The sequence below is a fragment of the Alicyclobacillus shizuokensis NBRC 103103 genome, assembly GCF_001552255.1.
Lineage (GTDB): Bacteria > Bacillota > Bacilli > Alicyclobacillales > Alicyclobacillaceae > Alicyclobacillus_G > Alicyclobacillus_G shizuokensis.
In genome coordinates, this window is the sequence record NZ_BCQV01000004.1 from 52,919 (window position 1) to 79,198 (window position 26,280).

Sequence of the window (26,280 nt, forward strand, 5' to 3'; positions counted from 1 at the left end):
GCGATACCTGGGAGAATCCGATGGAGGCGATGCATGATGCAGCCACGCTTGCAGCGGCCGTGGGCGGTACTGGCCGGTCTCGCGGCCCTTGGTGGGGCACTGGGCGCCGGTGGCTGGGCGTACGCTCAGGCCGTCATGCCTGGGACAGGCGGATCTGGCAAGGCGGTGCACGGTCACTCAGCGGCCCCTGCTACGACGACGCCAATCAAGCACGTCGTGGTGATCTTTCAGGAGAACGTGTCGTTCGATCACTACTTCGGCACCTATCCCAACGCGAAGAACCCGCCCGGCGAGCCCAAGTTCACGCCGGCCAAGGACACGCCCAGCGTCAACGGGCTGAACACGCCGCTTTTGACCCACAATCCCAATGGCGTCAACCCCCAGCGGCTCGACCGCTCGCAGGCTGTCACCGCCGACATGGACCACGGTTACACCAGCGAGCAAAAGGCGTTCGACGGTGGCCTCATGGACAACTTCGTGCAAGGCACGGGACACGGCAACGACATCGTCATGGACTACTACGACGGCAACACCGTCACCGCCCTGTGGAACCTGGCGCAGCATTACGCGATGAGCGACAACTCGTTCGGCACCACCTTCGGCCCGTCCACCCCGGGGGCGCTCAACCTCGTCTCCGGACAGACACACGGAGCCACCGCGTATACCGCCAGTGTCAGCAGCGGCGGCAAGCCGGTTCCGGGCAACGTGGTGGCCGGCAAGCTGAACAACGGCACTCTCTACAGCGATATCGATCCGTATTACGACAAGACCTCGAGCGGGCAGACGGTGGCCATGAGCGGCAAGAACATCGGCGATCTGCTGAACGAGAAGCACATTACCTGGGGCTGGTTTGAGGGCGGCTTCCGCAACAGCAAGGAGCAGCACGACAACGTGGCGGGCAGCGCGTCAACCGACTACATCCCGCACCACGAGCCGTTCCAGTACTACAAGTCCACTGCCAATCCCAACCACCTGCCGCCTTCGTCCATCGCCAAGATTGGCTACACCGACCAAGCTAATCACCAGTACGACCTGACCGATTTTTGGTCTGCGGCGGACAGCGGCCACCTGCCGGCCGTCAGTTTTCTCAAGGCGCCGGCGTATCAGGACGGCCACGCCGGCTATTCCGATCCGTTGGACGAACAAACCTTCCTTGCCAACATCATCAACCACCTGGAGCAGCTACCAACCTGGAAGGATACGGCCATCATCATCAGTTACGACGACTCGGACGGCTGGTATGACCATGTGATGGGTCCGCTGGTCAATCCTTCTGACGATCCGGACGCCGATGCTCTCGACGGTCCGGGCAAGGCGGGCACCCCAAAGCCCAGCGCCTACCTGGACCGGGCGGGTTACGGCCCGCGTCTGCCGCTTCTGGTCATCTCGCCCTACGCCAAGGTGAACTTTGTCGACCACAGCGTCACCGACCAGGCGTCCGTTCTTCGCTTCATCGAGGACAACTGGCGCTTGGGCCGCATCGGCGACCAGTCGATGGACGCGCTGGCGGGGTCCATTGACAACATGTTCAACTTCCAGAAACCGCAGGCCAAACCGCTGTACCTCAACCCAGCCACCGGCGAGCCGGAGAGCGCGGGAGAGGCAAGGAAGCAGATTGCGGCCTATCTCAAGTCACTCTACCACGATGCGGGGGTCCGGCAGCCGGCCGGTCCGTTCTCCAACGCTGCGTCCGCCACGTCGGGCGGCACGCGCTGAAGCCCGCGCCGGGGGGTTGACCAATGAACGGCAAGAGGCTGAAAACACGCGGCGCCTCGGACACACCGCTTGTCATGCGGGGGGATGAGCAACCGCCCCAGCGCTTTTGGTCAGGGTGGCGGCTCGGGCTCGCGGCGGCGGCCGTAGGTGCGGCCGCCACCGTGCTGGGGGGGTGGTTGTTGCCGGCGCATGCTGCCACGCAGACACCAGCCACGACCGCGGCGTGGCCTGCGGCCAAGCCGACGGACGCTGCCACAGACGTGGCGGCCGACGCCACGCCGGACGGGGCACCGGCGGTCGGGCAGGGACAGGCGGGTGCCCTGGCGGATGGGACCCTGCACGAACAGGCGCTCAAGCCCCAGGTCCTGCCGGACGGCACGAAGCGCTTTGTCCTCACCGCAGCGCCCGTGCGGTGGCCTGCCACGCCCGGCCGGACGGTGCAGGCTTGGGCGTTGAACGGCCAGGTGCCGGGGCCGCTCATCCGCGTCCAGGTGGGCGACCGGGTGCAGATTGTGGTGCGGAACCACCTGCCCGAGGACACCACGCTGCACTGGCACGGCCTGGCTGTACCGAACGCCATGGATGGCGTCCCGGGGATGCCGACGCCGGCGATTCGGCCAGGCGCGTCCTTCACGTACACGTTCACCATCACGTCGCAGATGGTGGGCACGCACTGGTATCACAGCCACGTCGATGACGACTTGCAGGTGGACATGGGCATGTACGGGCCGATAGTGGTGGACGGCCGCGGCGCGGCCGACACCCAACCGAAAGCCGACGTGGACGCGCTGGTGATGTTTGGTGCGTTCAAGGTGGACGGCATGGATGACGAAAACCTGTTCACGGTCAACGGCCAGGCGTATCCGCTGGCGCCCACGCTCCACCTGCGCAAGGGGCAGCGGGTGCGCCTGCGGCTGGTCAACGCCAGCGCCGAATCGTACCACGCCATCACCCTGGACGGCTACGACTTGACGCTGGTTTCCGAGGACGGGCAACCTCAGCCAGATCCGCAGTCGATGGCCGTGGTCTCGCTCGCTCCCAGCGAGACCGCGGATGTGGAGTTCACGGCGAACCGCCAAGGCACCTGGCTGCTGCGCGACACCCTGGCGGCCAACCTGGAGAACCCCGATACCCAGGGGTTGGGCGGGGCGGAGATGAAGGTGCGCGTGGAATGAGGACAATTCAGGCGTGGGTCAGAACCGTCCGCTCGGCGGCGGCCATGTGGGGTGTGGCCGCGGCCCTGACGGTGGGGGTGATGGGGTGTGCACCCAACCCGTTTGCCTCCGGCGGCACAGCGTCCACGCCTGCCGCCGCGAGCCAGCCAGCTGCTGGGGCAACTCAGGCCGCGGCATCCCCAGGCGGGCAGGGCCAGCCTGAATTTACCCTGCCCGGTGTAGCGGACGCGGGACAAGACGCCTTGTCGCAGGCGGCCATTCGCAAGCAGCAGGCGGTTGCCCGCGACCTGATGGAAGAGCGTCCCATGCGCGGACAGCGGCTGGCGGACGGGGCCGTGCGTTTCACGCTGACGGCAGAGCCGGTCACCTGGCACCTGTACCTCAAGAAGAACGTGAAGGCTTGGGGGTACAACGGACAGGTGCCCGGTCCCTTGATACGGGTCCAGGTAGGCGAGAAGGTGAAGATTGTGCTGCGTAACCACCTGCCGGTGCCGACCACGCTGCGTTTCCCCGGGCTGTCCGTGCCCGCCGGTGTGGAGCGCATGGGTGGGACCAGCCAGTGGGCTGTGACACCGGGATCGTCCTTCACATACCAGTTCACGGTGACGAAAGACATGGTCGGGACGCACCTGTACTGCAGCGGCACCGACATGGAGACGCAGATTGACCGCGGTCTGCATGGGGTGCTGCAGGTGGATCAGGCGGGCGGGCAGCCACAGGACAGGGTGGATGCCCTGTTTGAGATTGGCTCGTTCACGGTCGACCAGGCGACGATGGACAACGTCTTCCTGCTTGATGGCAAACCGTACCCGCTGGCGCCGGAGCTCACCGTGCGCCGCGGCGAGCGGGTGCGGCTGCGGTTTGTCAACAACAGTCCGGATTGCTACCACGCGATGCACCTACACGGGTACACGTTCTGGCTGGTGGCCGAGGACGGGCGCCCGCTGCCCAAACCGAGGCCGATGAACGTGGTCAACCTGGCACCGGAGGAGACGGCCGACATCGAGTTCGTCGCCAATCATCCGGGGACCTGGATGCTGCATTGCCACATTCTTGATCACATGATGAATCCGGGCGACGCGGTGGAAGGCATGGGGGGCCTGACCACCTTCGTGCGCGTGCTCCGATGAGGCCGGCGTTCGACCGTCCTCGGCAGGCGGATTAAACGCGCCCTCGCCAAGCCGAAACCAAAAGCCCCACCACCAGTGCAAACAGGGTTATCAGCGTCACTATGGGCACCACCGCCGCAACGCCGCCCGCGGTAAACTGCACCCATACCTCGACCGGCAGGGTGTACGGGTGATAGGCGACAATCATGGTCGCGCCAAATTCGCCGATGGAGCGGGCAAACGTCAGCAGCATCCCGGACAGGATGGCCGGGCGCGCCAGAGGCAGGCTGATGTGCCAGAACACGCTCCACAGGTTGCCGCCCAAGGTGCGGGTGACCTCGGCCAGTTCCCGAGGTACGTCTTCGAACCCGGCTTTGGCCGTCAGAATCAGGTACGGACTGGTGATGTACGACTGGGCCAGGAAGACTCCGAGAATCGAGTTGGTGAGCGGCGCGTGGTGTGCACCAAACCAGGCGCCAATCGGCGTCATCGGACCGTATAGGAAAAGCTGCCCGATGCCGCCGACCACCGGCGGCAGGAGCAGCGGCAGCAGGAGCAGCGCCTCGAGCAGGCGGCGGCCGAAAAACGGCCGCAGCGACAATAGGTACGCCGCCGGCAGGCCGAACACCACCGCCGCCGCGGTCGTCATCAGGGCGCCCGCCGCAGAAGCGGCCGCGGCGCTGGCCAGCTCGGGACTGGCCAGCTGCGCCACGGCCGCACGCGGCGAGAGAATGCTGAACATATGCACCAGCGGAGCCGCGATGTAGAGGAACGGCAGCAGCGCAGCCGCCGTCAGAAGGCTGGGGAGCAGACGTCCAGACTTCATCCGCCCTGCTTCGCTCCTCCGACAATTCCTTTCAGGGCCGCAGGCACTGCCTGGCGGCTGCCGACAAACTTGAGCTGCATCGGCACAAATCCGTCCTTCTGGAGCAAGGTTTTCCCGTGGCCCACGGTCAGGTAACGGATAAACTGGGCCCCCGCGGCAGGGTTCTTGGCCACGGTCGGGACGGTGGCGGTGAACACAATCGGGCTGCCGTACTGCGCCGGGCCGCCAGAGGGCTTGTACACCGCCTTAGCGTAGGTCTTCGCCTCGGCCGGATCGCCCAGGTTGATGGCGTCCGGGAGGGAGATGTAGGGGACCTTCCATTCGACCGCTTCGTGCCGGTAGGCGACGATGGCGTCAATCTGGCCGCTGGTCAACTGAGCCAGGAGCGACTCCTCGGGAAACACTTGCTTGGGGTTCTCGTCCCCGCCCAGAACCTTCTTGGACAATTCCGGCTGGTGGTAGTAGCGTGCGGCCAACTGGAACAGCATCAGCGTGTAGACCCCTTTCGGGTCCAGTTTCGGATCCGTCCGGCCGAAGCGGAACCCGGGTTGCTCCAGCACCTGCCACCACGGGGTCTTGCCGGCCGCCGCCTGCTTCAGTTGGTCCGCGAAGCGGCTTTTCGGCGAGTACGCGATGACCAGCTGATCGCGCGCAAACTCCAGGTACCAGCGAACCAGGTTGTGGTTCTTGCTGCCCATGAGCAGGTTGTCGTTGACCGAGGGCGAGGCGCTGATGAACACATCCGGCGTGGAGATGCCGGACTTTATCATCTGCGCCAAGGCCGCGGAGCCCTTGCCTTCGCCCTGCAGGTCCAGGCGCAATCGCTGCTTGACGTCCGGTCCGATGGTGTGCTCCATCAGGTCGGTCATCGATCCGGCGTATAGCACGGACAGCTTCTGGGCGGCCGAGGTCGGCTTGGCCGCGTTGCTGGCGGTTTGATTCCCCGACGATGCGGCCCCCGATTGGGCGCTCGCAGCGCCGTTCTGGCTGTTCGAGGTGGTTGTGCCGCAGCCGGCGAGGCTCAGCACGAGCGCCAAGCCAATGCCGGCGCACCAAAAGCGAATCGGATTCATCTCTGCTTCTCCTCCGTTGTGAGACCTGTGCCCAGCCCCGTGACGTCGTATGGGCCAAAGGCGGAGAGTTCGCTGCGGAACTTGTCCGACTGCAGCGCCTCCAGCAGCGCCTGCACCGCGTCCGTTTGGATGTGCCGAGGGTGGATGAGCAGGAAGCACACCTCTTCTTGAATCGGGGTGAAGGCGAGGCCAAAGAAGCGAGCGGCAGCCGCGTGCGCCACGCCCACGTCCGCCAGGTTGTCCCTCACCGCCGCCGCCACCGCCAGGTGGCTGTGCACCACCGTGTGGTACCCGTTCACCTGCTGCGGCGCCACCTCGGCCCTGGCCAGCTCCGCGTCCAAGACAGCCCGCGCGCCTGACCCAGGCTCGCGATTGACCAGGCGCCAGCGCTGCTGCCTGAGGCTTGCCGCACCGGCAAATCCCGGGCGGACATCGGATCGCATCACCCAACCCAACTCCGCCCCCGCCAGGCGAATCGGCCGCAGCTCCGATAGCCACTCCACCGACTGACCTGCGGCGGAAGGTATGGCCAGCGCCTCTCGGACACTCTGCCAGAGGGCCGGTTCGTCTGGAACGTGCGCGGCGGCCACGTGCGTGGTGCCGGCTGCCAGTTCCACCACTGCCTGCCGGTTGCTGACGTTGAACCAGACCCCGCGGTGCCCCCTGGCGACGACACGCGTGTACTCGCCGAGCAGGCCGAGGGCTGGATCGCACCCGGAGATGAATACAGTCTTGCGCGCTTCAGCCAAGGGGGCCAGCAGTGAGAGGCGCGCCTGGCGGCGCTCAGTGTCAATCGTCTGGACGACGCCGTGCACCGGAGCGGCGGGAGGGACGGTGTCGGCCAGGGCCGGTCGGGCCACCCAGCGCCCGTCGATGGCAGCCAGGTAGGCTCGCTGCGGCGTCGCTGCCGGGGAAGGCGAGGCGGCGGACGACCAGTAGGCGTCTACCGACGTCTCGGGATCTGCGAACAGAGTCTCCACCGTCTCGCCCAGCGCGCTCGCCAAGCGCAGAGCGGTAACCGTGTTCGGGCTGACCTTCCCTGCCTCAATCAGACCGACGCTCTGGCGCGTGATACCCGCGGCTTTGGCCAGGTGTTCACGGGATAGGCCCCGTTGCATTCGGACCTCGCGCACGCGGTTGGGGAACTTCACACGGGCGGCCTCCCTTGCATGGAAAAAATAATATACATTCAGAAAGTATATTTGACAATCACAATATACCGAGACGGCCCCAACGTCAACCACTTTCCGCGCGGGTCCGTCACGGCCGCACGGACGCTGGGCCGGTGCCGCGATTCTTGGAACCACAATCTTCCTGTCACTTGCCGTTTTTGCCGTGCCGGCCGTCTTTTCCGCCGGGAAAGACCATTCGGACGTGATCCAGGCCGTGCTTGTCAAACTCCTGCTGGTACTGCTCTTTGCGCCGCCATAAGCGCATCTCCAGGGCCGGTGTGAGCTCCGCGTCGGCGTCCGCGCCCAGCATCACGTCGCGGTACGCCAGGTGGTGGGAGAGCACATCCCAAAACGTCTCTTCGTCGTATTCGTCGACGATGGGCAGCAACGCATCTTCCATCGCCTGATTGGCGTGATAGGCGCCACAATCCTCGCAATACTTTATCCAGTCGCCGCAGCCAAACTGCTCCGCAAGGGCGTACACGTGGTCCGCCGTCTCCTGCAGACCCTGGGGACGCCGTTCGGGCGGCAGGCCATTCACCATCCACTCACCGAGAAACATCAGTGTGACCAAGTGACGGTACTGTTCCGGGGTCAACTCCATCTGCAACTGTAACACCTCTGCCGACCATTCTGCGTTAAGCGTACCACAATTACACACTGCAGGGTGGTCCGAACTGTCAAAGGCAGCGGGCGGTTGTGTTACCATTTAAGATATCTTGAACAGAAAGAGGGTGGGCACATGGAATACGTGAAGCTTGGCCGCACCGGCCTCGAGGTGTCACGGATTTGCCTCGGCTGCATGAGCTATGGCGTCCCCGAGCGGGGGAATCACCCGTGGGTGCTGGACGAGCGGGAGGCGCGCCCCTTCATCAAGCGGGCGCTGGAGTTGGGCATCAACTTTTTCGACACGGCGAACGTCTATTCGGACGGCACCAGCGAGGAGATTGTCGGCCGCGCCTTGAAGGACTTCGCCCGGCGGGACGAAGTGGTTTTGGCGACGAAAGTGCACGGGCGGATGCACAGTGGCCCCAACGGCGCTGGATTGTCACGCAAGGCGATTATGGAGGAGATTGACAACAGCTTGCGTCGGCTCGGCACCGATTATGTGGATTTGTATCAGATCCACCGTTGGGATTACACCACTCCGATTGAGGAGACGATGGAAGCTCTGCACGATGTGGTCAAGGCGGGCAAGGCCCGCTACATCGGCGCCTCTTCGATGTATGCGTGGCAGTTCATGAAAGCTCTCGCGGTCGCCGACCAACATGGCTGGACGCGCTTTGTGTCGATGCAGAACTACCTCAACCTGCTTTACCGCGAAGAAGAGCGCGAAATGCTGCCGCTGTGCGAGGCGGAAGGCATCGGTGTCATTCCCTGGAGCCCCTTGGCCCGCGGACGCCTGACGCGGGACTGGGAGGAGACTACGCGCCGCTCGCAGACGGATAGGTTTGGACAGACCTTGTATACCGCCATGGAGGAGGTGGACAGGCAGATTGTCGCCCGGGTCAAGGAGGTGGCCGAGGCGCGTGGCGTGTCGCGGGCGCAGGTGGCGTTGGCCTGGGTGTTGCAGAAAAAGCAGGTGACCGCCCCGATTGTCGGGGCAACCAAGATGCACCACCTGGAGGATGCGGTGGCGGCACTGGACCTGCACCTGACCGAGGAGGAAATCGCCCGCCTCGAGGAACCCTATGTTCCACACCCGGTACTTGGCTTTCAATGAAACAGCAACTTTGGAGACGGCGGAGGGGAATCGCGTGAATTGGTGGTGGCCGGGGCTGTCGCTTGTTGTCTGTGCAGCATGGGTGGGCATCGCCCTGTTCAACGTGTTCGACTTACTGCGCGTGCCGTGGCTGCCGAAGGCGGGGACAGGGCGGGCAGACGCAGGCGCAGCGGGCGTCGGCTCCCAAACGGACCCGGCGGGCGCGCGCCCATCGGTCGGCGCGGGTGCAAGCGAGCGTGTGCAGGTCAGTGTCATCATCCCGGCGCGCAACGAGCAGGAACGCCTGCCGATGACGCTTGCCGCGTGGGCGGAGCAGACGTACTCGGAATTTGAGGTGATTGTGGTGGACGACCGTTCGGAGGACGCCACCGGGGCCCTCGCTGACGCGTTCGCGCAATCTCATCCGGGATTTCGTGTGCTGCACATCGCCCAGCTGCCGGTCGGCTGGCTGGGCAAAAACTACGCCCTGCAAAAGGGAGCCGAGGCAGCGGCCGGGTCATGGTTGCTGTTTGCGGACGCGGATGTGTGCTTTGCGCCGGATGCGCTGGCACGGACCATGGAATACGTCGGCCGCCAGGCACTCGACCACCTGACCGTGGCTCCGCGTGTTGTCGCCCGCGGTTATTGGCTGCGCGCGCTGACCGCGCTGTTCGCCTACAATTTGGTCTTGTTCAAGCGTCCGCACATGGCCCATCGCGCCAAGTCGCGGGCGTACGCCGGCATTGGAGCGTTCAATTTGGTGCGCAAGTCGGTCTACCAGCGCATGGGCGGCCATCGGGCGCTCGCCTTGCGACCCGATGACGATATCCAGTTGGGACGCCTGGTAAAGCGGGTGCACGGCCGCCAGCAGTTTGCGCTCGCTGACCAATTCATGCAGATTGAGTGGTATCCGAGTCTGAGGGATATGGTCAAGGGCCTGGAGAAGAGTCCGTTGGCAGCTTTCCATTACTCGGTGGGAAAGCTGGTGGCCAGTCTGATCCCGCTCCTGCTTCTGTACGACGGCCCTTTTGCGTGCGCGCTGCTCGCGCCCGGCTGGTGGCGCCTCGCCGGGGTGGGGGCGCTCGTTATCATGTTTCTCTTATACTTCATGGTCAACCGGTTTTTGCGTTTCCCGCTGCACCAGTTCCTCGTGCTGCCGGTCACGTTGTGCCTGTTCATCTACACGTTTGTCCGATCCGCCTGGCAGGCGCTGCGTCGCGGAGGCCTCTTGTGGCGCGGCACCTTGTACCCCCTGGCGGAACTGCGTCGCGGCCTCTGATGCATCTCCTGCACCGCCTCAGGTGCGCCTGAGTCCGCGCCGCGCCGGAGCGGCGGGCCGAACGCCGGCCCGCTCCTCGGCCCAATCCCATTTGACAAATTGATTCACCTAATCAGATAATTGTACCGATTGAGCCGGGCGTCCTGTCGTTAAGGGGCCCGTTGTGCCACCTGTCTGTGGAAGGGGGTGTCAGGCATGAATTCACCGTCCGGTCGCCGTCGCCAAGTATGGTATTGGCTGCTCTTGCTTCCCTTCATCGGCACGCTGTTTCCGTCCTGGTATGCGTCCGATGAACCGGAGTTATGGGGATTCCCGTTCTTCTATTGGTACCAGATTCTCTGGGTCTTCCTGAGCTCGTTCATCACGTTCTTCGTCTACAGGATGACACGTGAGCGGGAATGAGGAAACCGTCGGAGGGGGCATCGAAACCATCATGGTGAACTGGCCGGCACTGGTCATTTTTATCCTCTTTTTTGTCTTTGTGACCGTCTTGGGCTTTGTGGCGGCGCGCTGGCGGCGCGGCGACCTGGGCCAGCTGCACGAGTGGGGGCTGGGCGGGCGCCGGTTTGGCACGGTTATCACCTGGTTCCTTCTCGGCGGAGACCTGTACACCGCTTACACGTTCATCGCGGTGCCTGCCCTGCTCTACGGAGCGGGTGCCACCGGATTTTTCGCCGTGCCATACACCATCATCGTGTACCCGTTTGTGTTTGTCGTGATGCCGAGACTGTGGTCGGTGGCCAAAAAGCACGGGTACATCACCGGCTCCGACTTTGTCAAGGGTCGCTATGGCAGCCGTTCCCTGGCGCTGGCTGTGGCGGTGACCGGCATTCTGGCCACGATGCCGTACATCGCCCTGCAGTTGGTTGGCATGCAGGCGGTGATTGCGGCCATGGGCATCACCGGCTCTGGATTGCTCGGCGACTTGCCGCTCATCATCGCCTTTCTGATCCTGGCTCTGTACACATACACCAGCGGCCTGCGGGCGCCGGCGATGATTGCCGTGGTCAAGGACCTGATGATCTACATCACGGTGATCGTCGCCGTCATCGTGATACCGCTCAAGCTCGGCGGCTTCAGCAACATTTTTCACGCCTCCGAGAAAGCGATTCCATCCGTGATTCTCCCGCCGTCCGGGTACTTGGCGTACTCGACACTGGCGCTCGGGTCGGCCTTGGCGCTGTTCCTGTATCCGCACTCCATCACCGGCACGCTCAGTTCCAGCGACCGGCGCGTGATTCAACGCAACGCGGCGCTTCTGCCGGCGTATTCGCTGGTGCTCGCGTTCATCACGTTGTTCGGATACATGGCCTGGGCGGCCGGCGTGAAAACGACGGACAACACGTCGGCGGCGGTGCCGCTTCTGTTTCTCAAGGAGTTTCCGTCCTGGTTTGCTGGCTTTGGATTTGCCGCCATCGCCATCGGCGCGTTGGTGCCGGCGGCCATCATGTCCATTGCCGCCGCCAACCTGTTCACCCGCAACATCTATAAGGAGTTTTTCCGGCCTGGCTGCAGCGGCCAGGAGGAGTCAAAGGTGGCGAAAATCGTCTCACTCATCGTCAAACTGGGTGCTCTCGTGTTCATCGTCGCGATGCCGAAGGCGTTCGCCATCAACCTGCAGCTCCTCGGTGGCGTCTGGATTCTACAGACGCTTCCCGCCATCATCCTCGGCCTGTATACCCGTTGGCTGCACCGCTGGGCGCTGTTGCTCGGGTGGGCGGTCGGCATGGTGATGGGCACCGGCATGGCGATTGCGAACCATTTCGCCAGCTCCATTTACACCGTGCACATCGGCGGTGTCGCCGTTTCCATCTACGCGGCGGTGTGGGCCCTGGCCGCCAACCTGGTGGTCGCTGTGGTCTTCACCTGGGTGTTTCGCGCCCTCGGGGCCAAAGAAGGGGAGGACGAAACGGCGCGTGCCGACTATGAGACGGGGCTGGGAGCCACGGTTTAATCTGGGCCGGCCAGCGATGGGCGTGACGGCATGAGCGCCGGGCACCGGCAGTCTCGGTGATCTCGGTGGGTCTCAGAGGCCGGGCGGATGGCCGTGGCCGGCTGGCCACGGTTGCAGCCTCCACCTGCGGTATGATATGGAAAGGTGGTGAGTCTCAGTATCGACGCAGGAGGAGTTGCCCATGCAACGGCCGGTATGGTTATTGTTGGCGATTGCCCTCGGGATGTTGCTCAACCCCCTCAACTCTTCTATGATTTCGGTCGCCATCGCGCGCTTCCAACACGTATTCGGGCTCAGCTTTGCGACCGTCTCCTGGCTGATCTCGAGCTACTATCTGGCGAGCGCGATAGCCCAACCGGTCATGGGCAAGGTGGCCGATTTGTTCGGACACAAGCGCCTGTTTTTGATTGGCCTGGGGTTGGTGGCGCTCTCGTCCGTCACCGCCCCGTTTTCCCCTAGTTTCGCTTGGTTGGTGGTTTTCCGGCTGATACAGGCCGTGGGCAGCAGCGTGCTGTTTCCGGCTGGGATGGCGATTGTCCGCCACCAGGTGAGCGACCGGCAGGCGAAGGCGCTCGCCTTCCTGGCCGTGTTCTCGTCGGGGGCGGCCGCGTTCGGGCCGACCATCGGCGGGGTGTTGCTGCACAGTTTTGACTGGCCTGCGATTTTTACCATCAACCTGCCCATCATCGCCGCGGCTTTCTGCTTGGCGTTGTGGGCATTGCCCAGAGACCCGCGGCGTTGGTCCCAAGCGGCGGATGGCGAAGGTCCGCGCTCGGTTCTCGGTGTCCTCGACTTTCCCGGCATCCTGTTGTTCGCGCTCACCATCGTCGGTATTCTGATGTTCCTACTGTCCTTCGGGCAGGGGGTGAACGTGTACGCGGGCGTGGTCGGTGTGCTGGCGTTGGCCGGGTTTGTCTGGCGTGAGCTTGACGCTGATAGCCCCTTCATCCGTATCCGGATGTTCACTCAAAACCGCCTGTTTCTCTGGGTGCACATCCAGTTTGCTGTCGTCAATGTGATTTTCTATTCTTTCTTTTTCGGCATGCCGACATATTTGCAGGAGGTGCGCGGCTTTGACGCGCAGCAGACCGGTCTGTTGATGCTGTGTCTGGCCGGTGTCTCTGTGTTGGTGGCGCCTCTGACCGGGGCTTGGGTCGACCGGTCAGGGTCTCGGCCCGGTCTGCTGCTGTCCGGCGTATTGATGACGCTGGGAGCACTCGGGATGACCACGTTTCATCAGGCCAGCCCGCTGGCGCTGCTGATTGCCGTCCTGCTTGTGCTGGGCGTCAGCAATGGACTGAACAACGTGGGCATGCAGGCCGCCCTGTTCGCAAGTGCGCCTAAGGAGATCATCGGGGCCGCCTCCGGCCTTTTCATGACCGCCCGCTACATGGGCACGATTATCTCGTCCGTCCTCCTCGGCATGGTCTTCGGGTCTTCCTTGACGACCGGGCGGTTGCGCATCCTGGCGGGGATTTTGGTTGTGTTTGCGGCGTCCGTGATCTGGATGAGTTGGCGTCTTCCCAAGGGGCGTCCGCAACAAGCGGGCTGAGTCGGCAGGAACAGAGAAGGGGCATGGGCAGCGCCTCCCGCAGCCAGACGGTGGCCCGACCCGGTTGGCGCTGTCCTCCAGGCGCATTCAGTGGTTCTTGGCTGCGTCGCGCTCCGCCAACACTTCGCACAGTGCGGCGACAAAGCGCAGGTTTTTTTGTACAACGGGCTCCTTGAGCAGGCGCAGAATGCCAAACAGGCCAATCTGGGCGTTGCTCGCCTCGGCCCGCTGCTTCGCCTCCCGAATGGCGGACGGCAGATCACCCAACTTCGCTTGAATCGGCTTGGTCTTCTCGCGGATCATCTCGTCGACGGCGCCCATGAACTCGGCGTCGGTGAGGACTTCCTTGGTCAGGTCGCAGACCTTGTTCAGGACCGCCACCATGCCCGCGATGCGCGGCAGGTTCTCGACCAAGGTGGCCAGCGATTGCTGCACCTCAGGCTTGAGCAACAGATCGAACACCTCGTCCTTCGACTGCAGGGAGTTCGCCGCCTCAGGCAGGGTCGCTTGGGTCATACCGGGTTCCTCCTCGTGTACGAATGCAATTGAATCGATATGGCGAACGCCCAAGTGGGCACCTTGTCCATTATACACCATGCGTCGATCCCTTGTTCCCCACATAGCATACGCGCTGGCGGCAAAAATACTCCGCCCGCGACCCGGAGCGTATCGGCCACGCCGATGAAGGTGTTCGCCGGCGGTGCAAACGGGGGACTTCCCAAAGCCCGGAAAATACCGTAATATCGTTACGCTTGCACACAAGCGCTCTCCACAAGGATGGTGATGCATGTGTCCGAAGATATCGCCCTTGAGGCGCGCAGCCCGGGTGGGCGCGGGAAGCAGACCGCTGCATCACGGCCGCTGCGCCAGGGGCCGATGTGGAAGACGCTGTTTGTCTTCCTTATCCCGCTGATGCTGAGCAACGCCCTGCAGTCGATTGGTGGCGCCATCAGTTCGGTGCTGCTGGGCCAATTCATCGGCGTGGACGCGTTGGCGGCCGGATCGGCCGTGTTTCCGGTGGTGTTCTTCCTCATCTCGTTCATGATTGGCATCGGCAGCGGCAGCAGCGTGCTCATCGGCCAGGCCTACGGGGCGGGGCGGATGGACAGGGTGAAAGCGGTGGCCGGCACGTCGCTGACCTTCACCTTTTTGGTCGGGATTGCCCTCGCCGTGGCGGGGGGGATCTGCACGCACACGGTGCTGACGTGGATGGGGACGCCGGCCAACATCCTGGCCAGCGCGACCGGGTACGCTCGGATCTTCTTCTACGCCATGCCCATTCTGTTTGTCTACGCGGTGTACACAACCTTCATGCGCGGAATCGGGGACTCCCGGACCCCGTTTTACTTCTTGGTGGTCAGCACTGGGCTCAGCTTGCTGCTGACGCCGACGTTCATCTTCGGTTGGGTGGGGCTGCCCAGACTGGGTCTGTACGGGGCGGCCTGGTCGAATGTGCTGGCCACGCTGGTGACGTTTGTCCTGATGCTGGGCTACCTGCACGTGCGGCGGCACCCGCTGCGGCTGGACCGGGAAATTGTGGCCGGGCTGAAGATTGACGCAGGCATTCTCGGCCAGTTGTTGCGCATCGGCCTTCCGACCGGGGTGCAGATGGTCATGGTGTCTCTGTCCGAGATCGCGATTGTCACGCTGGTGAACCGCTATGGATCGGACGCGACGGCGGCCTACGGCGCCTACTATCAAGTGGCCAACTACGTGCAGATGCCGGCGGTGAGCATCGGCATCGCGGTGTCCATCTTCGGGGCGCAGGTGATTGGCGCCGGCAGGCCGGAGCAGCTGCGGCAGGTCATCCGTTCCGGGGTGCTGCTGAACTACGTGGTCGGCGGTGTGTTGGTGATTCTTTGCTACCTGTTTGCTCGCGACATTCTGAGCTGGTTCCTGACGAATGAGCACACCCTTACCATGGCCTACCAACTGTTGATGATCACGCTCTGGAGCTACCTCATCTTCGGCAACGGGCAGGTGTTTTCCGGCATCATGCGGGCCAGTGGCACGGTGGTGTGGCCGACGGTGCTGTCGGTGATTTCGATTTGGTGCGTCGAAATCCCGGTGGCGTATGTCCTGTCCGCCCACATCGGCATCGACGGCGTGTGGCTGGGCTACTGCGCCGCGTTTGTGGTGGGCCTGCTGCTCCTGTACGGGTACTATCGCTGGTTTTGGCGCCGCAAGGAGCACAAGCGGCTGATCGCCTAGGTTTCTCCTGCCACACCCGCGCGCGTCGCTTCGTCAGACTGGATAAACGGCAGCAGGGCGGCCAACGTGGCTCTACGAAGCGGCCGCCCAAAGGCGAGGCGATGCGAACATGAGAAGAGCCATGGGGCTTTCTATCAGCGCGGTGATGATGGGCGTGGTTTTGACCGTCTCCGGGTGTTCGGGGCTGTGGGGTGGCGCCGGGGATGCAGGCGGCCACGCCGCATCCCAGGGCTCCGCAGGGGACGGGCGGAAAGCGCAGAGTCAGGAGAAAGAATCTGCCCGCCCGTCGGACGGGGCCGCATCGGCCCATAGCGGTGCTGGCGGCGGTGACCGCGCAGACGCTGCCAACACAAGCGGGAACTCGACAGGGCAGGCAGGCCAGACCGCAGGCACAGGCTCCGGACGGACGGCCGGATCGAACAACGGAGTTTCTGGCGATGATTTGGCCATCCGGGCGTTTCCGAAAATCATCCGCATGGCTATGGACAATCTGCCCTCCGGGGCTCGAAACGGAGCGTGGGCGCCGACCGTGTTCCCAGTCGGGGTGGGCGGTGAGACCACCTTGTATTATCACGATGTGGTCACCGAGGGACCGGTCTCCGGGCGGCCCGGCTTGATGACCGCCTACGAGGTTCAGCTCTCCACCCCGCAGGGCCGCGTGGCCGTGTTTGGCGGGGCACGCTACGACTCGGCGGAAGAGGCGGAGCGGGGGCTGTGGAACGACATGGGCGACGCCCGCCGGGTGCCGGGGGAGGCCAGCCGGGTGTCCCTGGGCAGCGGACTCACCGGCAGAGCGGCGGTGGACCCAGACCGGCGCATCGGGCGCATCGGTTGGTCGGAGGGGCGGTGGCAGATTCTCGTGACGCGCGAGAACACGACCTCGCCTCCTACCGATACGGCCAAAAAGGTGGTCCAGCTGCTCAACCGGTACTTTTTGCCGGTGCCGCACAACGCAGGCGAGATCCTGGTCCATGAGCGCGGGAGCTCGGTGGACGTGACGGTGGCCTGGTTGGAGCAGAACCAACTGTTCGATGTCCAAACGACGGCTCTCTGCGAGCAGCCGATAACGACTTCCGTGCGCATGGCGGCAGGCACAAAGCCCTATCCGGAGTGAGTCGGCTGGCGAACGGCGGCAGCAGGGCAGCCGCAGGTCCCGCGCATCTTTTGATAGCGTCGCCGAATGCGATCTTCCTGCGGATTGCACGGTCGGATGTTGTCGCGTACACTGAAGGCACAAGACTCGGCACGGAGGGAGGCAAAGCGCCTGTTCGGCTAATGGGTTCCGAATTTTCGGATAGTCAGGTGCTGCTCGGGGGCGGAGTCGGCCAAGTGAGCAGGCGGCAGGCTTGCGAACGGAGGTGTCCACAGATGGCGGGACTGCAAGAATCGGATGTTCAGGGCGCGCTGTCCCAACGGAGCGCGGAGGAGCGCTGGGAGCGGCCGCGCTACGAGCTGGGGTCCACCCGGCTGTTGGCCAACTACCGGATGGATTTGCGCCACCCGCGCGTGGCGGAGCTGGATGATTTTATCGACGACGACCTGGTGCGTGACTGGTCGCAACTGCGCTGGCAGGACATCGGACGCCCGTTTCGCGTCGAGAACTACGCCCAGGGCAGGCGCCTGTGGCAGGAGCAGAACGGCGACACGATGCCCGTCAAGCTGTCCTGGGAGATGTTCAATCGCTCGTTTCACTCTTGGTTTGTCAAGAACGTGCCGGAAGAGCGGAGGCGGACAACGCGGGACCTGATGAGGGCGCTGGGGCGCCTGGATGCCCCTCGTGCGGCGCAGGCCCTGCGCGAGTGGGAACAGCTGGCGATTTGGAACCTGGCTCACCGGGTGGAGGACGCGATTTGGGATCCGCGCGGCAAGCGCGCCTTGTTTCGCGGCCTGGATCTCACCCGCCCGCGTATCCTGTTTCTCGGGGCGGCGGACGGGTACGAGGCGATGCAGCTGTACGCCATGTATCCGGGCGGGGAGGCGGTGCTTGTCGATTACGATCCGTTCTGCGCCAGCAACCGGTTCGGCCAGTTTCCGGAGACGTATCCGTTTCTCGGCACGAACCCGAGCACCGGCGGGCCGGGCGTATGGTACCGGCCAGAGATGAACCTGTCGTTTGTGGTCAGCGACATCCGCGACCTCCCGTTCGGCCGCGAGTTCGACATCGTGCTCAGCGTCGGCCTTATCGAACACTTTCCGGACGAATACAAGCCCGAGGCGATAGAGTGGCACCGCCAGTTTCTCAAGCCGGGCGGCTACGCCATCCTGACGACTCCCCGCTGGCATTGGAAGACGCGCATGTTCTACCATGTCATGGCCGAGGCGATGAACTACACCTACCGGGAACTGATGACCGTACAGCAGATGGGCCTGTATCTGTACGAGAACGGGCTGTCCGTCGTCCGCCACGGGGTCATCAAGGCCCACAACGGCATCATCGCGCAGATCCGGTAAACGCTCGCAAGGGCGGGGCAGCGCGTCGCCCGCCCGGCTCCCCGCGCTCCCGTTCTGGTTTTTGTCCTCCAGAATGTCCCTCAAGGTTCTGCGCCAGGCAAATGGACGCCAGGAAGTCAATCTGATATATTTGATACATCATATATATAACAAGTGGAGGCGAACGGCGTGCGCATGGAGCTGGACCTGGGCGGGGAGCAGCCGCTGTATCAACAGATCCGGGACCAGGTGGTGTTGGCCATCGCCACTGGCGCCCTGCGCGAGGGCGACCATCTGCCTCCCATCCGCGAATTGGCGGCCGAGTTTGGGATTCACTTCCATACGGTGAACAAGGCGTATGACCTGCTCCGTCAGGAGGGATTCATTCGTCTCTCGCGCAAATCCGGCGCCGTGGTGCACACCAGCCGCAGCGAGGCGGACACCGAGGTATGGCAGCACAAGCTGCGCCTGGTGCTGGCGGAAGCGGTGGCCAAGGGCGTCGCGCGGGCGCAGGTGGAGGCGGCTTACCGCGCGGTGCTGGCGGAGTTTGAGCACGGGAGCAGCGAGGACGCGCCCTCGCAATCGGGGAGGGATGCCTGATGGATCCTGTATACCAAGCTGTATACCAAGCGCTGTTGGTCGTTGTGGTCTCGCTGGCAGCTTGGCTCGTGCCGAGCATGACGGTGCCCACGCTGGCCTTTGGTGTGCGTGTTCCGACAACGCACCTCGGCCATTCCGCCATCCAGCGGGCGCGCCGTGTGTACCGGCTGGGCGTCTCGCTCATCGGGATTGTGGCGGTCGCCTGGGGGTGTCTAGCCGTGCGGCTGTGGGGCGGGTGGACATGGTTAGGCCTCTCCGGTTTGTTCCTGGCCCTGGTCGGGCAACTGGTGATGTACCTGGTCTGCCACGATTCGGTCCGCCGGGCCAAGCGACGCGAGGGATGGTTTGCCGGACAGCGCCAGGTGATCGCGGTGGACACCGAGTGGCTGCCCTCCAGCCGTCCCAAGGTGAGCATGGTCTGGGCCTTGCCAGCGTTGGCCGTCCTGGTCGCCGGGGCGGTGCTGGCAGGGATGGCCTACCCTAGCTTGCCTGACCCGCTGCCCATCCATTTTGACCTGCAGGGCCACCCGAACGGCTGGGCGCACAAGTCGTTCCTCAGCGTTTTCTCGCCCGTGCTCATGGGGCTTGGGCTGACCTTGTTGATGGGCGTCATCATCGCCATGACGCAGCGGGCGCCGCTGCGGACCGGCTCCGACGCCCAGGCCGCCGGCCGCGAATGGGCCTTCACGTGCACGATTGTCCGCGGTCTGTGGCTGCTCGCCGCTTGCGTCAACGCCGTTTTTGTGGGCGTCGAGTGCATTCTGGTGACCGGTACCGGGCATGGGCAGGGAGTGGCCATGGCGGCCGGGGCACTGCCGCTGCTGGTGGTCGTCCTGCTGGTCGTCGTCACCTATCGCTCGGCGCGAAAGGCGCGCGGCCAGGGGTCTGTCGCCGCGTTCTCCGCTGCCGTCCCCGCGGCCCCGCACGATGATGACCGGTTCTGGCTGGCCGGGGTCATCTACTTCAACCGGGATGATCCGGCCGTGCTTGTGCCCAAACGGTTTGGCGTGGGCTGGACGCTGAACATGGCGCGCCCGGGTGCTTGGGGCTTGCTGGCGGCGATTGTAGCGGTACCGCTGCTGTTGGTGGTGTTGGGGATAGCGGGCAGCCGTTGACGCGTGGCCCTTGCCCGCTCCATCCGGTGTGCAGCCTGCGAAGGTTTTCAGTATAATGGAAATCGACTTGCAAGGTTTGCGGGTGCGGCCGGTGACGGCTTGGCGAGGGGGATGTGGGTTGGACAACATCACGCATGGCCTGTATGGACTGGGCATCTACGGGGTATGGGCGGTGGCCACCGGGCACACGGCCCTCACTGGGGATGCGGTGGGCGCGTGCTTGGCCGCGGTGATTGGGTCGGAGGCGCCCGACTTCGACTACGCCGTGCGCATCCTGCGCGGGCCGGTGGATTACCTCCGCCAGCATCGAGCCGCGTCACACAGCGTCCCAGCCTGGCTGATGTGGCCACTCCCCATTGCGCTCGTCCTGTCCCTGGTCTGGCCAGGACACTGGGGACAGTTTTACCTCCTCGCCCTGGCCGGTGTGCTGGTGCACGTGGGACTCGATATCCTGACATCGTATGGCACCCAGGCATTGTGGCCGTTCTCTTCGCGTAGACTGGCCTTGGACTGTCTGTTCATCGTGGACATCGTCCTCATCCTGTGCGGGTTCGCGGGCATCGCGCTGACGCTGCGCGGCTGGCCGATTGGGCACGCGGTGTTGGTGTTTGGCGGCGTGTCGTTCCTGTATATCGCGTGGCGCTGCTTGCACACCGGGTTTTTGTACGACCGCCTGCGTCGACTGTATCCCGGCGCGCGGCGGGTGAGTGTGCTGCCGGGGCCGATGCCGTGGATGTGGAGCTACGTCGTCGAGACGGAGGTCGGCCTTGAGGCGGGCGGCCTCGGCAACACCGGCCATACCCGCCCAGAGGTGGTCTGGCAGCAGGAACCGTGGGATGAGACGGCCGCCTTCGTGTTCACCCACAGCCGCGTGGGCGTGGTCTTTCGCTGGTTTGCCCGGCACCTGATTTGGACGAAGACCGAGTTAGAATCCGGAACCTTGCTGACGATGGCGGATGCCACCTACCGCTACGGGCGTGTCTTTCCCTTCACCGCTTCCGTTCAGGTGCAGCCTGACGCGGGCGGGCACGGTCTGCGTGTGGTGGACGAACGGGTGCGGGCGCAGGAGGTGGACAGGGCTGCGCTGCAGCGCCAGCTGGCGGCTGCCAGTCGTCGCGGGGACGAAGACGGCCCACCTGCCAGCCAGGCTACGTTGCGCAAGCCCTGACCGGCCGCTGTTCATTCAGCCGGAGGCTCGTCCGTGGGCTGCGTCGGGCTCTGGGGGGCCCGTTGTTCGCGGATAAACTCGGCGATGACCTGCAGCACCTGGGAGGTGTGGTCGGTGAGCGCGTCGGCGTCCATCAGCCGGCGGGCCAGCGCCAGGTACGGCCGGGAATGATCTGACGTGAGGAGGGCCCAGACGTCCGCATCCAGGGCTAGGTTGCCGCTGTGCGGCGGGTCGTAGGCCGCAGCCCGCGGCGAGGGGTCGCCCCTGCCGGTAGAGGAGGGGCTCGCAGCCGTTGGCGCCGCTGGGTGGGTGTCGTCGTGGCTCGCGCAGGCGCCCTCGTCGCTGAAATAGCAGACGGGCACGTCATAGGTGTGGGCGAGTTTCAGCACGTTGCGAAACGAAGGGTTGGGGCGTGTACCGTTTTCTATCGCACTGAGATGGCTGACGGAGATGCCGGTGCGTTGGTGTACCTGTTCCAGCGTCAAGCCGTGCCGGAGACGCAGCTGGCGTGCCTTGTCGCCGATGGACACCGTCCATGCCCCCCTTCGGAAAACGCTGTTCTCGCTCTGAATTATAGCGGGATCCACGGATGTACACAATTGTAGAATGCGGGAGGCTAGGCCATGGGCATTCCACTCTGGGCAGCGTTTGCGGCCGGTGTGCTGTCGTTTCTGTCTCCCTGCACCCTGCCGCTGCTGCCGTCCTATCTGGGGTACCTGAGCGGCGTTTCGGCGGGCGGGCGGCAGCAAGCCAACCCTCCCGCGCCGGTGCGTCTGCGCATGTTGGGACACGCGGTGTGCTTCTGCGTCGGCCTGTCGGCGTTGTTCGTGGCGTTGGGGTGGGGTGCAAGCGCCATCGGATCCTTGTTCATCCAGTACCAGGCGGTCATTCGCGTCGTGGGCGGCTGGGTCATCGTGCTTCTCGGACTGTTCCTGGCCGGGGTCCTGCGCATCCCCTGGTTGATGCGCGAGCTGCGTCCGGCCCTGCCCAGCGAAAAGCCGTACGGCTACCTCTCCTCCGCCCTGGTGGGCGTGGTCTTCGCCAGCGGATGGACCCCGTGCATTGGGCCCATCCTGGCCTCTGTGCTGACCTTGGTGGTCACGCACCCAACCCGAGGTGGGATACTGATGAGCGCCTACGCTATCGGCTTTTCGGTGCCCTTCATCCTCTGCGCCCTGCTGTTGGATTCGGTGGCCCACATGGCCCGCATCGGACAGCGGCTGCAGCAGATTGGCGGCTGGGTGCTGGTGGCCATGGGGCTGCTTTTGGCCACCAACCAGATGCACCGCATCACCATTTGGCTGGCCCACTGGAGCGGCTCTTCGGTCGTCTAAAGAGGGCGTATCCGGCCGCCTGGGACAGGCTGTCGCGGGAGAAGGCGACGGCCGCCAGGGGGTGTCCCTCCTCCCACTCGCGGCGGCGCAAAAGCGCTGCAAACCGGCCGTTATCCCGCGCGCTTTCCACCTGGTGTGGCCAGGGCAGGCGGGCGAAGGCCGCGAGCGCCCGCCGGTTGTCGCAGGGGACGAGAAACACACACCATGCCGCCGCAAACCTAACCCAGGCGGCCGCCAGCAAGCGCTCCTTAATCTGCGCATTCAGGCCGCGGCCGCGCGCCCAAGGCGTCAGGTAGGTCCCTCCCTCGACCACCGTTCCTTCCTCCGCCAGGGGTCCCAGGTGGGACATCGGGACTGGCTGCAGGACGCAAAATCCGGCCAGGCGGCCATCCACCTCCACCGCTTCCAGGCAGGCTTCTCCCAGGGTGGAGGCCGACTGCAGCCCTTCGACGAGGCGGAAGAACGCGCCTCGTGTGCGGGGGCGGACCGGCCAGTCGGCGTCTTTGGCCGCCGCTTCCCAGAGATGCTCAGTATCCTCGGTTTCCAGCGGTCGAAAGACAGGTTCCACGTTCATCCCCCCCCCTGGTAGACGTGTGCCTATGGATTCAGCTGTCGGCTTCACAGTAACGAAATTCCGGCGCTAAAGAAAGCGGCCTGAGAAAGCGGCCTGCGCAGTTCACCATGAGTCTCGAACTGTTCTACGATCGTGCAAATCTTTCCCACAAGTCGCGTTGAATCCGGTATAATTTCCACAATAGAGAAACATCGTGGGGGGATTGACATGCTGGACATCGGAACCCGGGTCAAGAAACTGCGCACCGAACGGCAGCTGACCGTGCGTCAACTGGCGGCGCGGGCGGGTGTGTCGGTGAGCTACGTGTACGCGGTGGAATCGGGCAAGCGGGGGAGCAACCTGAGCAAGCTGGAGCGCATCGCCCAGGCGCTGGACGTATCCCTCACCGCACTGTGGGATGAGGGACGGGATTGAACGTGGAGCCGTGGACGCTGTTGCGCCAGCTGCGCCGGCTGGCCGGTCTGACACAGGAACAGGCGGCCGCTGGGCTGCTCACGACAGGAGAACTGAGTCAGATTGAGAATGGCCGGGTCCTCCCTGGTCGACGCACGGTTTGCGCCTTGTGTGCCCGCTACGGTGCGGACGCGGACGAGGTGCTGAGCGGTTACGCGCCCCTGCGCCAACGGGATCGACTGCGCAATGAGATGTACAAGGCAGCCATGCGGGCGCGGGAGCCCGGCGACCTGTTGGATCCTGGGCCTGCCCGGGGCAGGCTCAGCCGCTTCGAACGGCTGGTGTACGCTGCGCTGGCGGCGGCGTTGGCCGGACGGACGGTCGCAGCCGAGCACCTGCTGACGATGGCCTGGCAGGCCAGCCTTGACGGGGCCGGGTTGACCCGCCGGGGAGCGGATCGAATCTTGGCTGTGGAAGCGCGGGTCCACTTTTTGGTGGCCCTCGCCTGCGGCCGTCTGTCGGCGGCATTGGAGTGGCAGCAGAAGATGTGCGCCCGGGCACGGCGGCTGGGGCCGACTGCACCCGTGCAGCCAGAGCCCAAGCGGCTGTGATACAATCGGATCGACCAATATGGAGGCGGAGCGCGAAGGGGGAGCCCAGGATGTCGACGGAAGAAGAGATCGGCTACAGGGACGCCATGCGGCAGGTGCAGAAAAGCCTGGAGCGCCGTCACAAGGCAATCTCCGAGGAACTGGAGGTGGCGGACGAAGCGCGGCGGATGGAGTTGAAGGCGCGCCTGGCCGAGGTGCGGCACCTGATGCAGGTTATCGAGTCGCTGCACCGCTGATTTCGCGGGCCGCTCGACACCCCGGGCCGGGCCGTGCGGGCGCGAGATGACAGATTGGGACAGCCGTCGGACAGGGGCCTGTTGTCCGCAGTCCACTGGGGAGAGGATGCAGTCGTGATGTTCAATGAAGCCATGGAGACGATAACCCGGCCGGAGCTGGAGCGAATTCAGCTGGAACGGTTGAAGCAAACGCTCCACCGGGTCTACGAACGCGTGCCTTTGTACCGGGAGCGGTTTGACGAGGCGGGCGTGAAGCCGGAGGACCTGCGGCGGTTGTCCGATTTGAGCCGTTTTCCCTTTACATACAAGCGCGACCTGCGGGAGACGTATCCCTTTGGCATGTTTGCCGTCCCGCGCGAGCAGGTGGCGCGGCTGCACGCGTCGTCGGGAACCAAGGGGAAGCCGACGGTGGTCGGCTACACGAAGCGGGACCTGGACGTGTGGGCCGAGGTCGTGGCCCGCTCCATCGCCTGTGCCGGCGGACGGCCGGGCGACGTTCTGCACAACGCGTACGGCTACGGCCTGTTCACCGGCGGCCTCGGTCTGCATGGCGGGGCCGAGCGCCTGGGAATGACGGTGGTCCCCGCGTCCGGGGGCCTGACCGAGCGGCAGGTGGAGCTGCTGATTGACTTTGCCGCCGACGGTCTCAGCTGCACGCCGTCGTACGCCTTGCATATGGCCGAAGTGATGCAGCGCAAAGGCATCGACAAGTCGGCCCTGTCCCTGCGCTACGGTATCTTTGGCGCCGAGCCGTGGAGCGAAGGGATGCGCCGGCAGGTCGAGGAGGCGCTGGGCATCGACGCGCTCGACATCTACGGCCTGAGCGAGGTGATGGGGCCGGGCGTCGCCATGGAGTGCCGCGAGGAGAAGAACGGCCTGCATGTTTGGGAGGATCACTTCCTGGTCGAGGTGCTCCATCCGGTCACGCACGAGCCGGTGCCGGACGGCGAGTTGGGCGAGCTGACGTTCACCTCGCTCAGCAAAGAAGCTTTCCCGATTGTTCGCTACCGCACCGGCGACCTGGCGTCCATCATCGCGGAACCTTGCAGCTGCGGCCGCACCCACCGGCGCATGACGCGCATCAAGGGCCGCGTCGACGACATGCTCATCATTCGCGGGGTCAACGTCTTCCCGCAGGAGGTGGAGGCGGAGCTGATGGAGGTCGAGGAACTGGCGCCGCACTACCAGATTGTCCTGCGCCGCGACGGAGCGCTCGATGTCATGGAGGTGCACGTGGAACTGCGGCCGCAGACGGCGCCCGTCATCTTAGACGGCGAGGAGCGCCTGGCCGCCTTGGCCGGTCGGATTGTCGGGCGGCTGCGCCAGCGCACCGGGCTGACGGCGGCGGTCACCATCCATCAGCCGGGTGAATTGCCGCGCAGCGAAGGCAAGGCGGTGCGCGTCATTGATGAACGGCGGCTCCGCGGCTGACGCGTGGTTTGCGGCCGTGGGTTTGCAATCGACAACGCGGTGTTGGGAGGAGAGTCAGCGGTGAAGCGAGGGTTCGGCGTGGGGGTGCGGGCCGTGGTGGAGGACGTGGTTGCGGGCGACATGCGCGCCCGCTTTGGTCCGCACGTGATTCACGAGGTGTACGGCACCGCCGCCATGGTCTATCACATGGAATGGGCCGCCCGCCGGGTCATCCTGCCGTACCTGGAACCGGAGGAGGAGGGCATCGGCGCGGGCGTTGCCGTGCGTCACCTGCGGCCGGCTCCAGTGGGCGCCGCCATCCGGGCGGAGGCGGTGTGCACGGAGGCGGTCGGAGGCAAGGTGGTGTGTGCCGTTCGCGTGTGGCACGGAGAAACCCTCCTCGGCGACGGGACGGTGGAGCAGCGGATTGTGCCGCGCACGCTCCTGTGCGAGCGGTACCCGGACTGCTGGCCGGCGGAGCCGAGCGCGGACGGGCGCAGGCTGGCGCGCCTGGCCGGGGACCGGCGCGCGTGAGCGTCTGCGGCGCGGGCGGTGCTCCGAAGGCGGCCCAGGGAGGGATATGGTGAAGATGATTGCACTGTAGCGCCGTCCCGCGGACGTGGAGGCCTTTGCAAGCGTT

Annotated in this window: 27 protein-coding genes; 20 read left to right on the forward strand and 7 right to left on the reverse strand. The window is 64.7% G+C overall.

Annotation, left to right across the window (positions count from 1 at the left end; all coding sequences use genetic code 11):
• The first annotated feature begins 135 nt into the window (after positions 1-135).
• The 3 genes from ASH01S_RS01980 to ASH01S_RS01990 are packed head-to-tail and all read left to right on the forward strand — an operon-like array spanning position 136 to position 4,021.
• Positions 136-1,716: a phospholipase C gene (locus ASH01S_RS01980; protein ID WP_174520711.1), complete on the forward strand. Its 1,581-nt coding sequence runs from the start codon at positions 136-138 to the stop codon at positions 1,714-1,716.
• Between the two features lie 23 nt (positions 1,717-1,739).
• Complete coding sequence (locus ASH01S_RS01985) at positions 1,740-2,891, forward strand: multicopper oxidase family protein (protein ID WP_067922630.1); 1,152 nt, start codon at positions 1,740-1,742, stop codon at positions 2,889-2,891.
• A complete protein-coding gene (locus ASH01S_RS01990; protein ID WP_067922633.1) occupies positions 2,888-4,021 on the forward strand; it encodes a multicopper oxidase family protein in 1,134 nt (377 codons plus the stop codon). Before ASH01S_RS01985 ends, ASH01S_RS01990 begins: the two co-directional genes overlap by 4 nt.
• 31 nt (positions 4,022-4,052) lie before the next feature.
• Here ASH01S_RS01990 and ASH01S_RS01995 read toward each other — a convergent pair whose 3' ends face one another.
• The 4 genes from ASH01S_RS01995 to ASH01S_RS02010 form a co-directional block, all read right to left on the reverse strand.
• Positions 4,053-4,826 (reverse strand): ABC transporter permease, encoded by a 774-nt coding sequence (locus ASH01S_RS01995; RefSeq protein WP_067922636.1) that lies wholly within the window; start codon positions 4,824-4,826, stop codon positions 4,053-4,055.
• Positions 4,823-5,899: an extracellular solute-binding protein gene (locus ASH01S_RS02000; protein WP_067922639.1), complete on the reverse strand. Its 1,077-nt coding sequence runs from the start codon at positions 5,897-5,899 to the stop codon at positions 4,823-4,825. The genes ASH01S_RS01995 and ASH01S_RS02000 overlap by 4 nt, the downstream gene beginning before the upstream one ends.
• The gene (locus ASH01S_RS02005; RefSeq protein WP_067922642.1) at positions 5,896-7,050 is read right to left on the reverse strand and encodes an XRE family transcriptional regulator; all 1,155 of its coding nucleotides are present in this window, start codon (positions 7,048-7,050) and stop codon (positions 5,896-5,898) included. Before ASH01S_RS02005 ends, ASH01S_RS02000 begins: the two co-directional genes overlap by 4 nt.
• A 166-nt stretch (positions 7,051-7,216) precedes the next feature.
• On the reverse strand, positions 7,217-7,690 hold the full coding sequence (locus ASH01S_RS02010) for a hypothetical protein (protein WP_157066943.1): 474 nt from the start codon (positions 7,688-7,690) through the stop codon (positions 7,217-7,219).
• A gap of 123 nt (positions 7,691-7,813) precedes the next feature.
• On the opposite strand from ASH01S_RS02010, the gene ASH01S_RS02015 reads away from it, so the two are divergent.
• The 5 genes from ASH01S_RS02015 (at position 7,814) to ASH01S_RS02035 (ending at position 13,558) form a co-directional block, all read left to right on the forward strand.
• Positions 7,814-8,794: an aldo/keto reductase gene (locus tag ASH01S_RS02015; RefSeq protein WP_067922648.1), complete on the forward strand. Its 981-nt coding sequence runs from the start codon at positions 7,814-7,816 to the stop codon at positions 8,792-8,794.
• A 34-nt stretch (positions 8,795-8,828) separates the two neighbouring features.
• Complete coding sequence (locus ASH01S_RS02020; protein WP_169794166.1) at positions 8,829-10,052, forward strand: glycosyltransferase family 2 protein; 1,224 nt, start codon at positions 8,829-8,831, stop codon at positions 10,050-10,052.
• A 195-nt stretch (positions 10,053-10,247) separates the two neighbouring features.
• The gene (locus ASH01S_RS02025) at positions 10,248-10,454 is read left to right on the forward strand and encodes a DUF3311 domain-containing protein (RefSeq protein ID WP_067922653.1); all 207 of its coding nucleotides are present in this window, start codon (positions 10,248-10,250) and stop codon (positions 10,452-10,454) included.
• The gene (mctP, locus tag ASH01S_RS02030; protein ID WP_281178176.1) at positions 10,441-12,006 is read left to right on the forward strand and encodes a monocarboxylate uptake permease MctP; all 1,566 of its coding nucleotides are present in this window, start codon (positions 10,441-10,443) and stop codon (positions 12,004-12,006) included. The genes ASH01S_RS02025 and mctP overlap by 14 nt, the downstream gene beginning before the upstream one ends.
• A gap of 181 nt (positions 12,007-12,187) precedes the next feature.
• Positions 12,188-13,558, forward strand: a complete 1,371-nt coding sequence (locus ASH01S_RS02035) for an MFS transporter (RefSeq protein ID WP_067922656.1) — start codon at positions 12,188-12,190, stop codon at positions 13,556-13,558.
• An 87-nt stretch (positions 13,559-13,645) separates the two neighbouring features.
• Here the strand turns inward: ASH01S_RS02035 and ASH01S_RS02040 are convergent, their stop codons facing one another.
• Complete coding sequence (locus ASH01S_RS02040; protein WP_067922659.1) at positions 13,646-14,074, reverse strand: DUF1641 domain-containing protein; 429 nt, start codon at positions 14,072-14,074, stop codon at positions 13,646-13,648.
• A 360-nt stretch (positions 14,075-14,434) separates the two neighbouring features.
• Between ASH01S_RS02040 and ASH01S_RS02045 the strand changes: the two genes are divergently transcribed.
• The 6 genes from ASH01S_RS02045 to ASH01S_RS02070 all read left to right on the forward strand — a co-directional run bounded on the left by ASH01S_RS02045 (position 14,435) and on the right by ASH01S_RS02070 (position 21,082).
• Positions 14,435-15,769, forward strand: a complete 1,335-nt coding sequence (locus ASH01S_RS02045; RefSeq protein WP_067922897.1) for an MATE family efflux transporter — start codon at positions 14,435-14,437, stop codon at positions 15,767-15,769.
• 109 nt (positions 15,770-15,878) lie between these two features.
• Positions 15,879-16,883, forward strand: a complete 1,005-nt coding sequence (locus ASH01S_RS02050) for a hypothetical protein (RefSeq protein WP_157066944.1) — start codon at positions 15,879-15,881, stop codon at positions 16,881-16,883.
• A 254-nt stretch (positions 16,884-17,137) separates the two neighbouring features.
• Positions 17,138-18,220, forward strand: coding sequence for a class I SAM-dependent methyltransferase (locus ASH01S_RS02055; RefSeq protein ID WP_083516736.1), 1,083 nt, complete (start codon positions 17,138-17,140; stop codon positions 18,218-18,220).
• Between the two features lie 174 nt (positions 18,221-18,394).
• On the forward strand, positions 18,395-18,799 hold the full coding sequence (locus tag ASH01S_RS02060) for a GntR family transcriptional regulator (RefSeq protein WP_245628899.1): 405 nt from the start codon (positions 18,395-18,397) through the stop codon (positions 18,797-18,799).
• Positions 18,799-19,914 carry a DUF1648 domain-containing protein gene (locus ASH01S_RS02065; protein ID WP_067922668.1) on the forward strand — a complete coding sequence of 372 codons (1,116 nt, stop codon included), beginning with the start codon at positions 18,799-18,801 and terminating at the stop codon, positions 19,912-19,914. Before ASH01S_RS02060 ends, ASH01S_RS02065 begins: the two co-directional genes overlap by 1 nt.
• A 55-nt stretch (positions 19,915-19,969) precedes the next feature.
• On the forward strand, positions 19,970-21,082 hold the full coding sequence (locus tag ASH01S_RS02070; protein WP_083516737.1) for a metal-dependent hydrolase: 1,113 nt from the start codon (positions 19,970-19,972) through the stop codon (positions 21,080-21,082).
• A gap of 11 nt (positions 21,083-21,093) precedes the next feature.
• Here ASH01S_RS02070 and ASH01S_RS02075 read toward each other — a convergent pair whose 3' ends face one another.
• Positions 21,094-21,669 (reverse strand): helix-turn-helix domain-containing protein, encoded by a 576-nt coding sequence (locus ASH01S_RS02075; protein WP_245628895.1) that lies wholly within the window; start codon positions 21,667-21,669, stop codon positions 21,094-21,096.
• 36 nt (positions 21,670-21,705) lie between these two features.
• On the opposite strand from ASH01S_RS02075, the gene ASH01S_RS02080 reads away from it, so the two are divergent.
• Positions 21,706-22,416: a cytochrome c biogenesis CcdA family protein gene (locus tag ASH01S_RS02080; protein ID WP_067922679.1), complete on the forward strand. Its 711-nt coding sequence runs from the start codon at positions 21,706-21,708 to the stop codon at positions 22,414-22,416.
• Here ASH01S_RS02080 and ASH01S_RS02085 read toward each other — a convergent pair.
• A complete protein-coding gene (locus tag ASH01S_RS02085) occupies positions 22,373-22,984 on the reverse strand; it encodes a GNAT family N-acetyltransferase (protein WP_157066945.1) in 612 nt (203 codons plus the stop codon). The two genes, ASH01S_RS02080 and ASH01S_RS02085, sit on opposite strands and share 44 nt — an antisense overlap.
• A gap of 213 nt (positions 22,985-23,197) precedes the next feature.
• On the opposite strand from ASH01S_RS02085, the gene ASH01S_RS02090 reads away from it, so the two are divergent.
• The 5 genes from ASH01S_RS02090 (at position 23,198) to ASH01S_RS02110 (ending at position 26,174) form a co-directional block, all read left to right on the forward strand.
• Positions 23,198-23,404 carry a helix-turn-helix domain-containing protein gene (locus ASH01S_RS02090; RefSeq protein WP_067922684.1) on the forward strand — a complete coding sequence of 69 codons (207 nt, stop codon included), beginning with the start codon at positions 23,198-23,200 and terminating at the stop codon, positions 23,402-23,404.
• 2 nt (positions 23,405-23,406) lie between these two features.
• Positions 23,407-23,994 (forward strand): helix-turn-helix domain-containing protein, encoded by a 588-nt coding sequence (locus ASH01S_RS02095; protein ID WP_245628900.1) that lies wholly within the window; start codon positions 23,407-23,409, stop codon positions 23,992-23,994.
• A gap of 50 nt (positions 23,995-24,044) precedes the next feature.
• Positions 24,045-24,230 carry a hypothetical protein gene (locus tag ASH01S_RS02100; RefSeq protein ID WP_067922691.1) on the forward strand — a complete coding sequence of 62 codons (186 nt, stop codon included), beginning with the start codon at positions 24,045-24,047 and terminating at the stop codon, positions 24,228-24,230.
• Between the two features lie 117 nt (positions 24,231-24,347).
• Positions 24,348-25,661, forward strand: a complete 1,314-nt coding sequence (locus tag ASH01S_RS02105) for a phenylacetate--CoA ligase family protein (protein WP_083516738.1) — start codon at positions 24,348-24,350, stop codon at positions 25,659-25,661.
• Between the two features lie 60 nt (positions 25,662-25,721).
• Positions 25,722-26,174, forward strand: a complete 453-nt coding sequence (locus ASH01S_RS02110) for a thioesterase family protein (protein ID WP_067922697.1) — start codon at positions 25,722-25,724, stop codon at positions 26,172-26,174.
• Positions 26,175-26,280: the final 106 nt, after the last annotated feature.

Bases quoted from the DNA above. Each gene is read 5' to 3' on its own strand.
- ASH01S_RS01980 (WP_174520711.1), top strand. From the start codon at position 136: ATGCCTGGGACAGGCGGATCTGGCAAGGCGGTGCACGGTCACTCAGCG.
- ASH01S_RS01985 (WP_067922630.1), top strand. From the start codon at position 1,740: ATGAACGGCAAGAGGCTGAAAACACGCGGCGCCTCGGACACACCGCTT.
- ASH01S_RS01990 (WP_067922633.1), top strand. From the start codon at position 2,888: ATGAGGACAATTCAGGCGTGGGTCAGAACCGTCCGCTCGGCGGCGGCC.
- ASH01S_RS01995 (WP_067922636.1), bottom strand. From the start codon at position 4,826: ATGAAGTCTGGACGTCTGCTCCCCAGCCTTCTGACGGCGGCTGCGCTG.
- ASH01S_RS02000 (WP_067922639.1), bottom strand. From the start codon at position 5,899: ATGAATCCGATTCGCTTTTGGTGCGCCGGCATTGGCTTGGCGCTCGTG.
- ASH01S_RS02015 (WP_067922648.1), top strand. From the start codon at position 7,814: ATGGAATACGTGAAGCTTGGCCGCACCGGCCTCGAGGTGTCACGGATT.
- ASH01S_RS02025 (WP_067922653.1), top strand. From the start codon at position 10,248: ATGAATTCACCGTCCGGTCGCCGTCGCCAAGTATGGTATTGGCTGCTC.
- ASH01S_RS02035 (WP_067922656.1), top strand. From the start codon at position 12,188: ATGCAACGGCCGGTATGGTTATTGTTGGCGATTGCCCTCGGGATGTTG.
- ASH01S_RS02040 (WP_067922659.1), bottom strand. From the start codon at position 14,074: ATGACCCAAGCGACCCTGCCTGAGGCGGCGAACTCCCTGCAGTCGAAG.
- ASH01S_RS02045 (WP_067922897.1), top strand. From the start codon at position 14,435: ATGTGGAAGACGCTGTTTGTCTTCCTTATCCCGCTGATGCTGAGCAAC.
- ASH01S_RS02050 (WP_157066944.1), top strand. From the start codon at position 15,879: ATGAGAAGAGCCATGGGGCTTTCTATCAGCGCGGTGATGATGGGCGTG.
- ASH01S_RS02055 (WP_083516736.1), top strand. From the start codon at position 17,138: ATGGCGGGACTGCAAGAATCGGATGTTCAGGGCGCGCTGTCCCAACGG.
- ASH01S_RS02060 (WP_245628899.1), top strand. From the start codon at position 18,395: ATGGAGCTGGACCTGGGCGGGGAGCAGCCGCTGTATCAACAGATCCGG.
- ASH01S_RS02065 (WP_067922668.1), top strand. From the start codon at position 18,799: ATGGATCCTGTATACCAAGCTGTATACCAAGCGCTGTTGGTCGTTGTG.
- ASH01S_RS02070 (WP_083516737.1), top strand. From the start codon at position 19,970: ATGGAAATCGACTTGCAAGGTTTGCGGGTGCGGCCGGTGACGGCTTGG.
- ASH01S_RS02080 (WP_067922679.1), top strand. From the start codon at position 21,706: ATGGGCATTCCACTCTGGGCAGCGTTTGCGGCCGGTGTGCTGTCGTTT.
- ASH01S_RS02090 (WP_067922684.1), top strand. From the start codon at position 23,198: ATGCTGGACATCGGAACCCGGGTCAAGAAACTGCGCACCGAACGGCAG.
- ASH01S_RS02100 (WP_067922691.1), top strand. From the start codon at position 24,045: ATGTCGACGGAAGAAGAGATCGGCTACAGGGACGCCATGCGGCAGGTG.
- ASH01S_RS02105 (WP_083516738.1), top strand. From the start codon at position 24,348: ATGTTCAATGAAGCCATGGAGACGATAACCCGGCCGGAGCTGGAGCGA.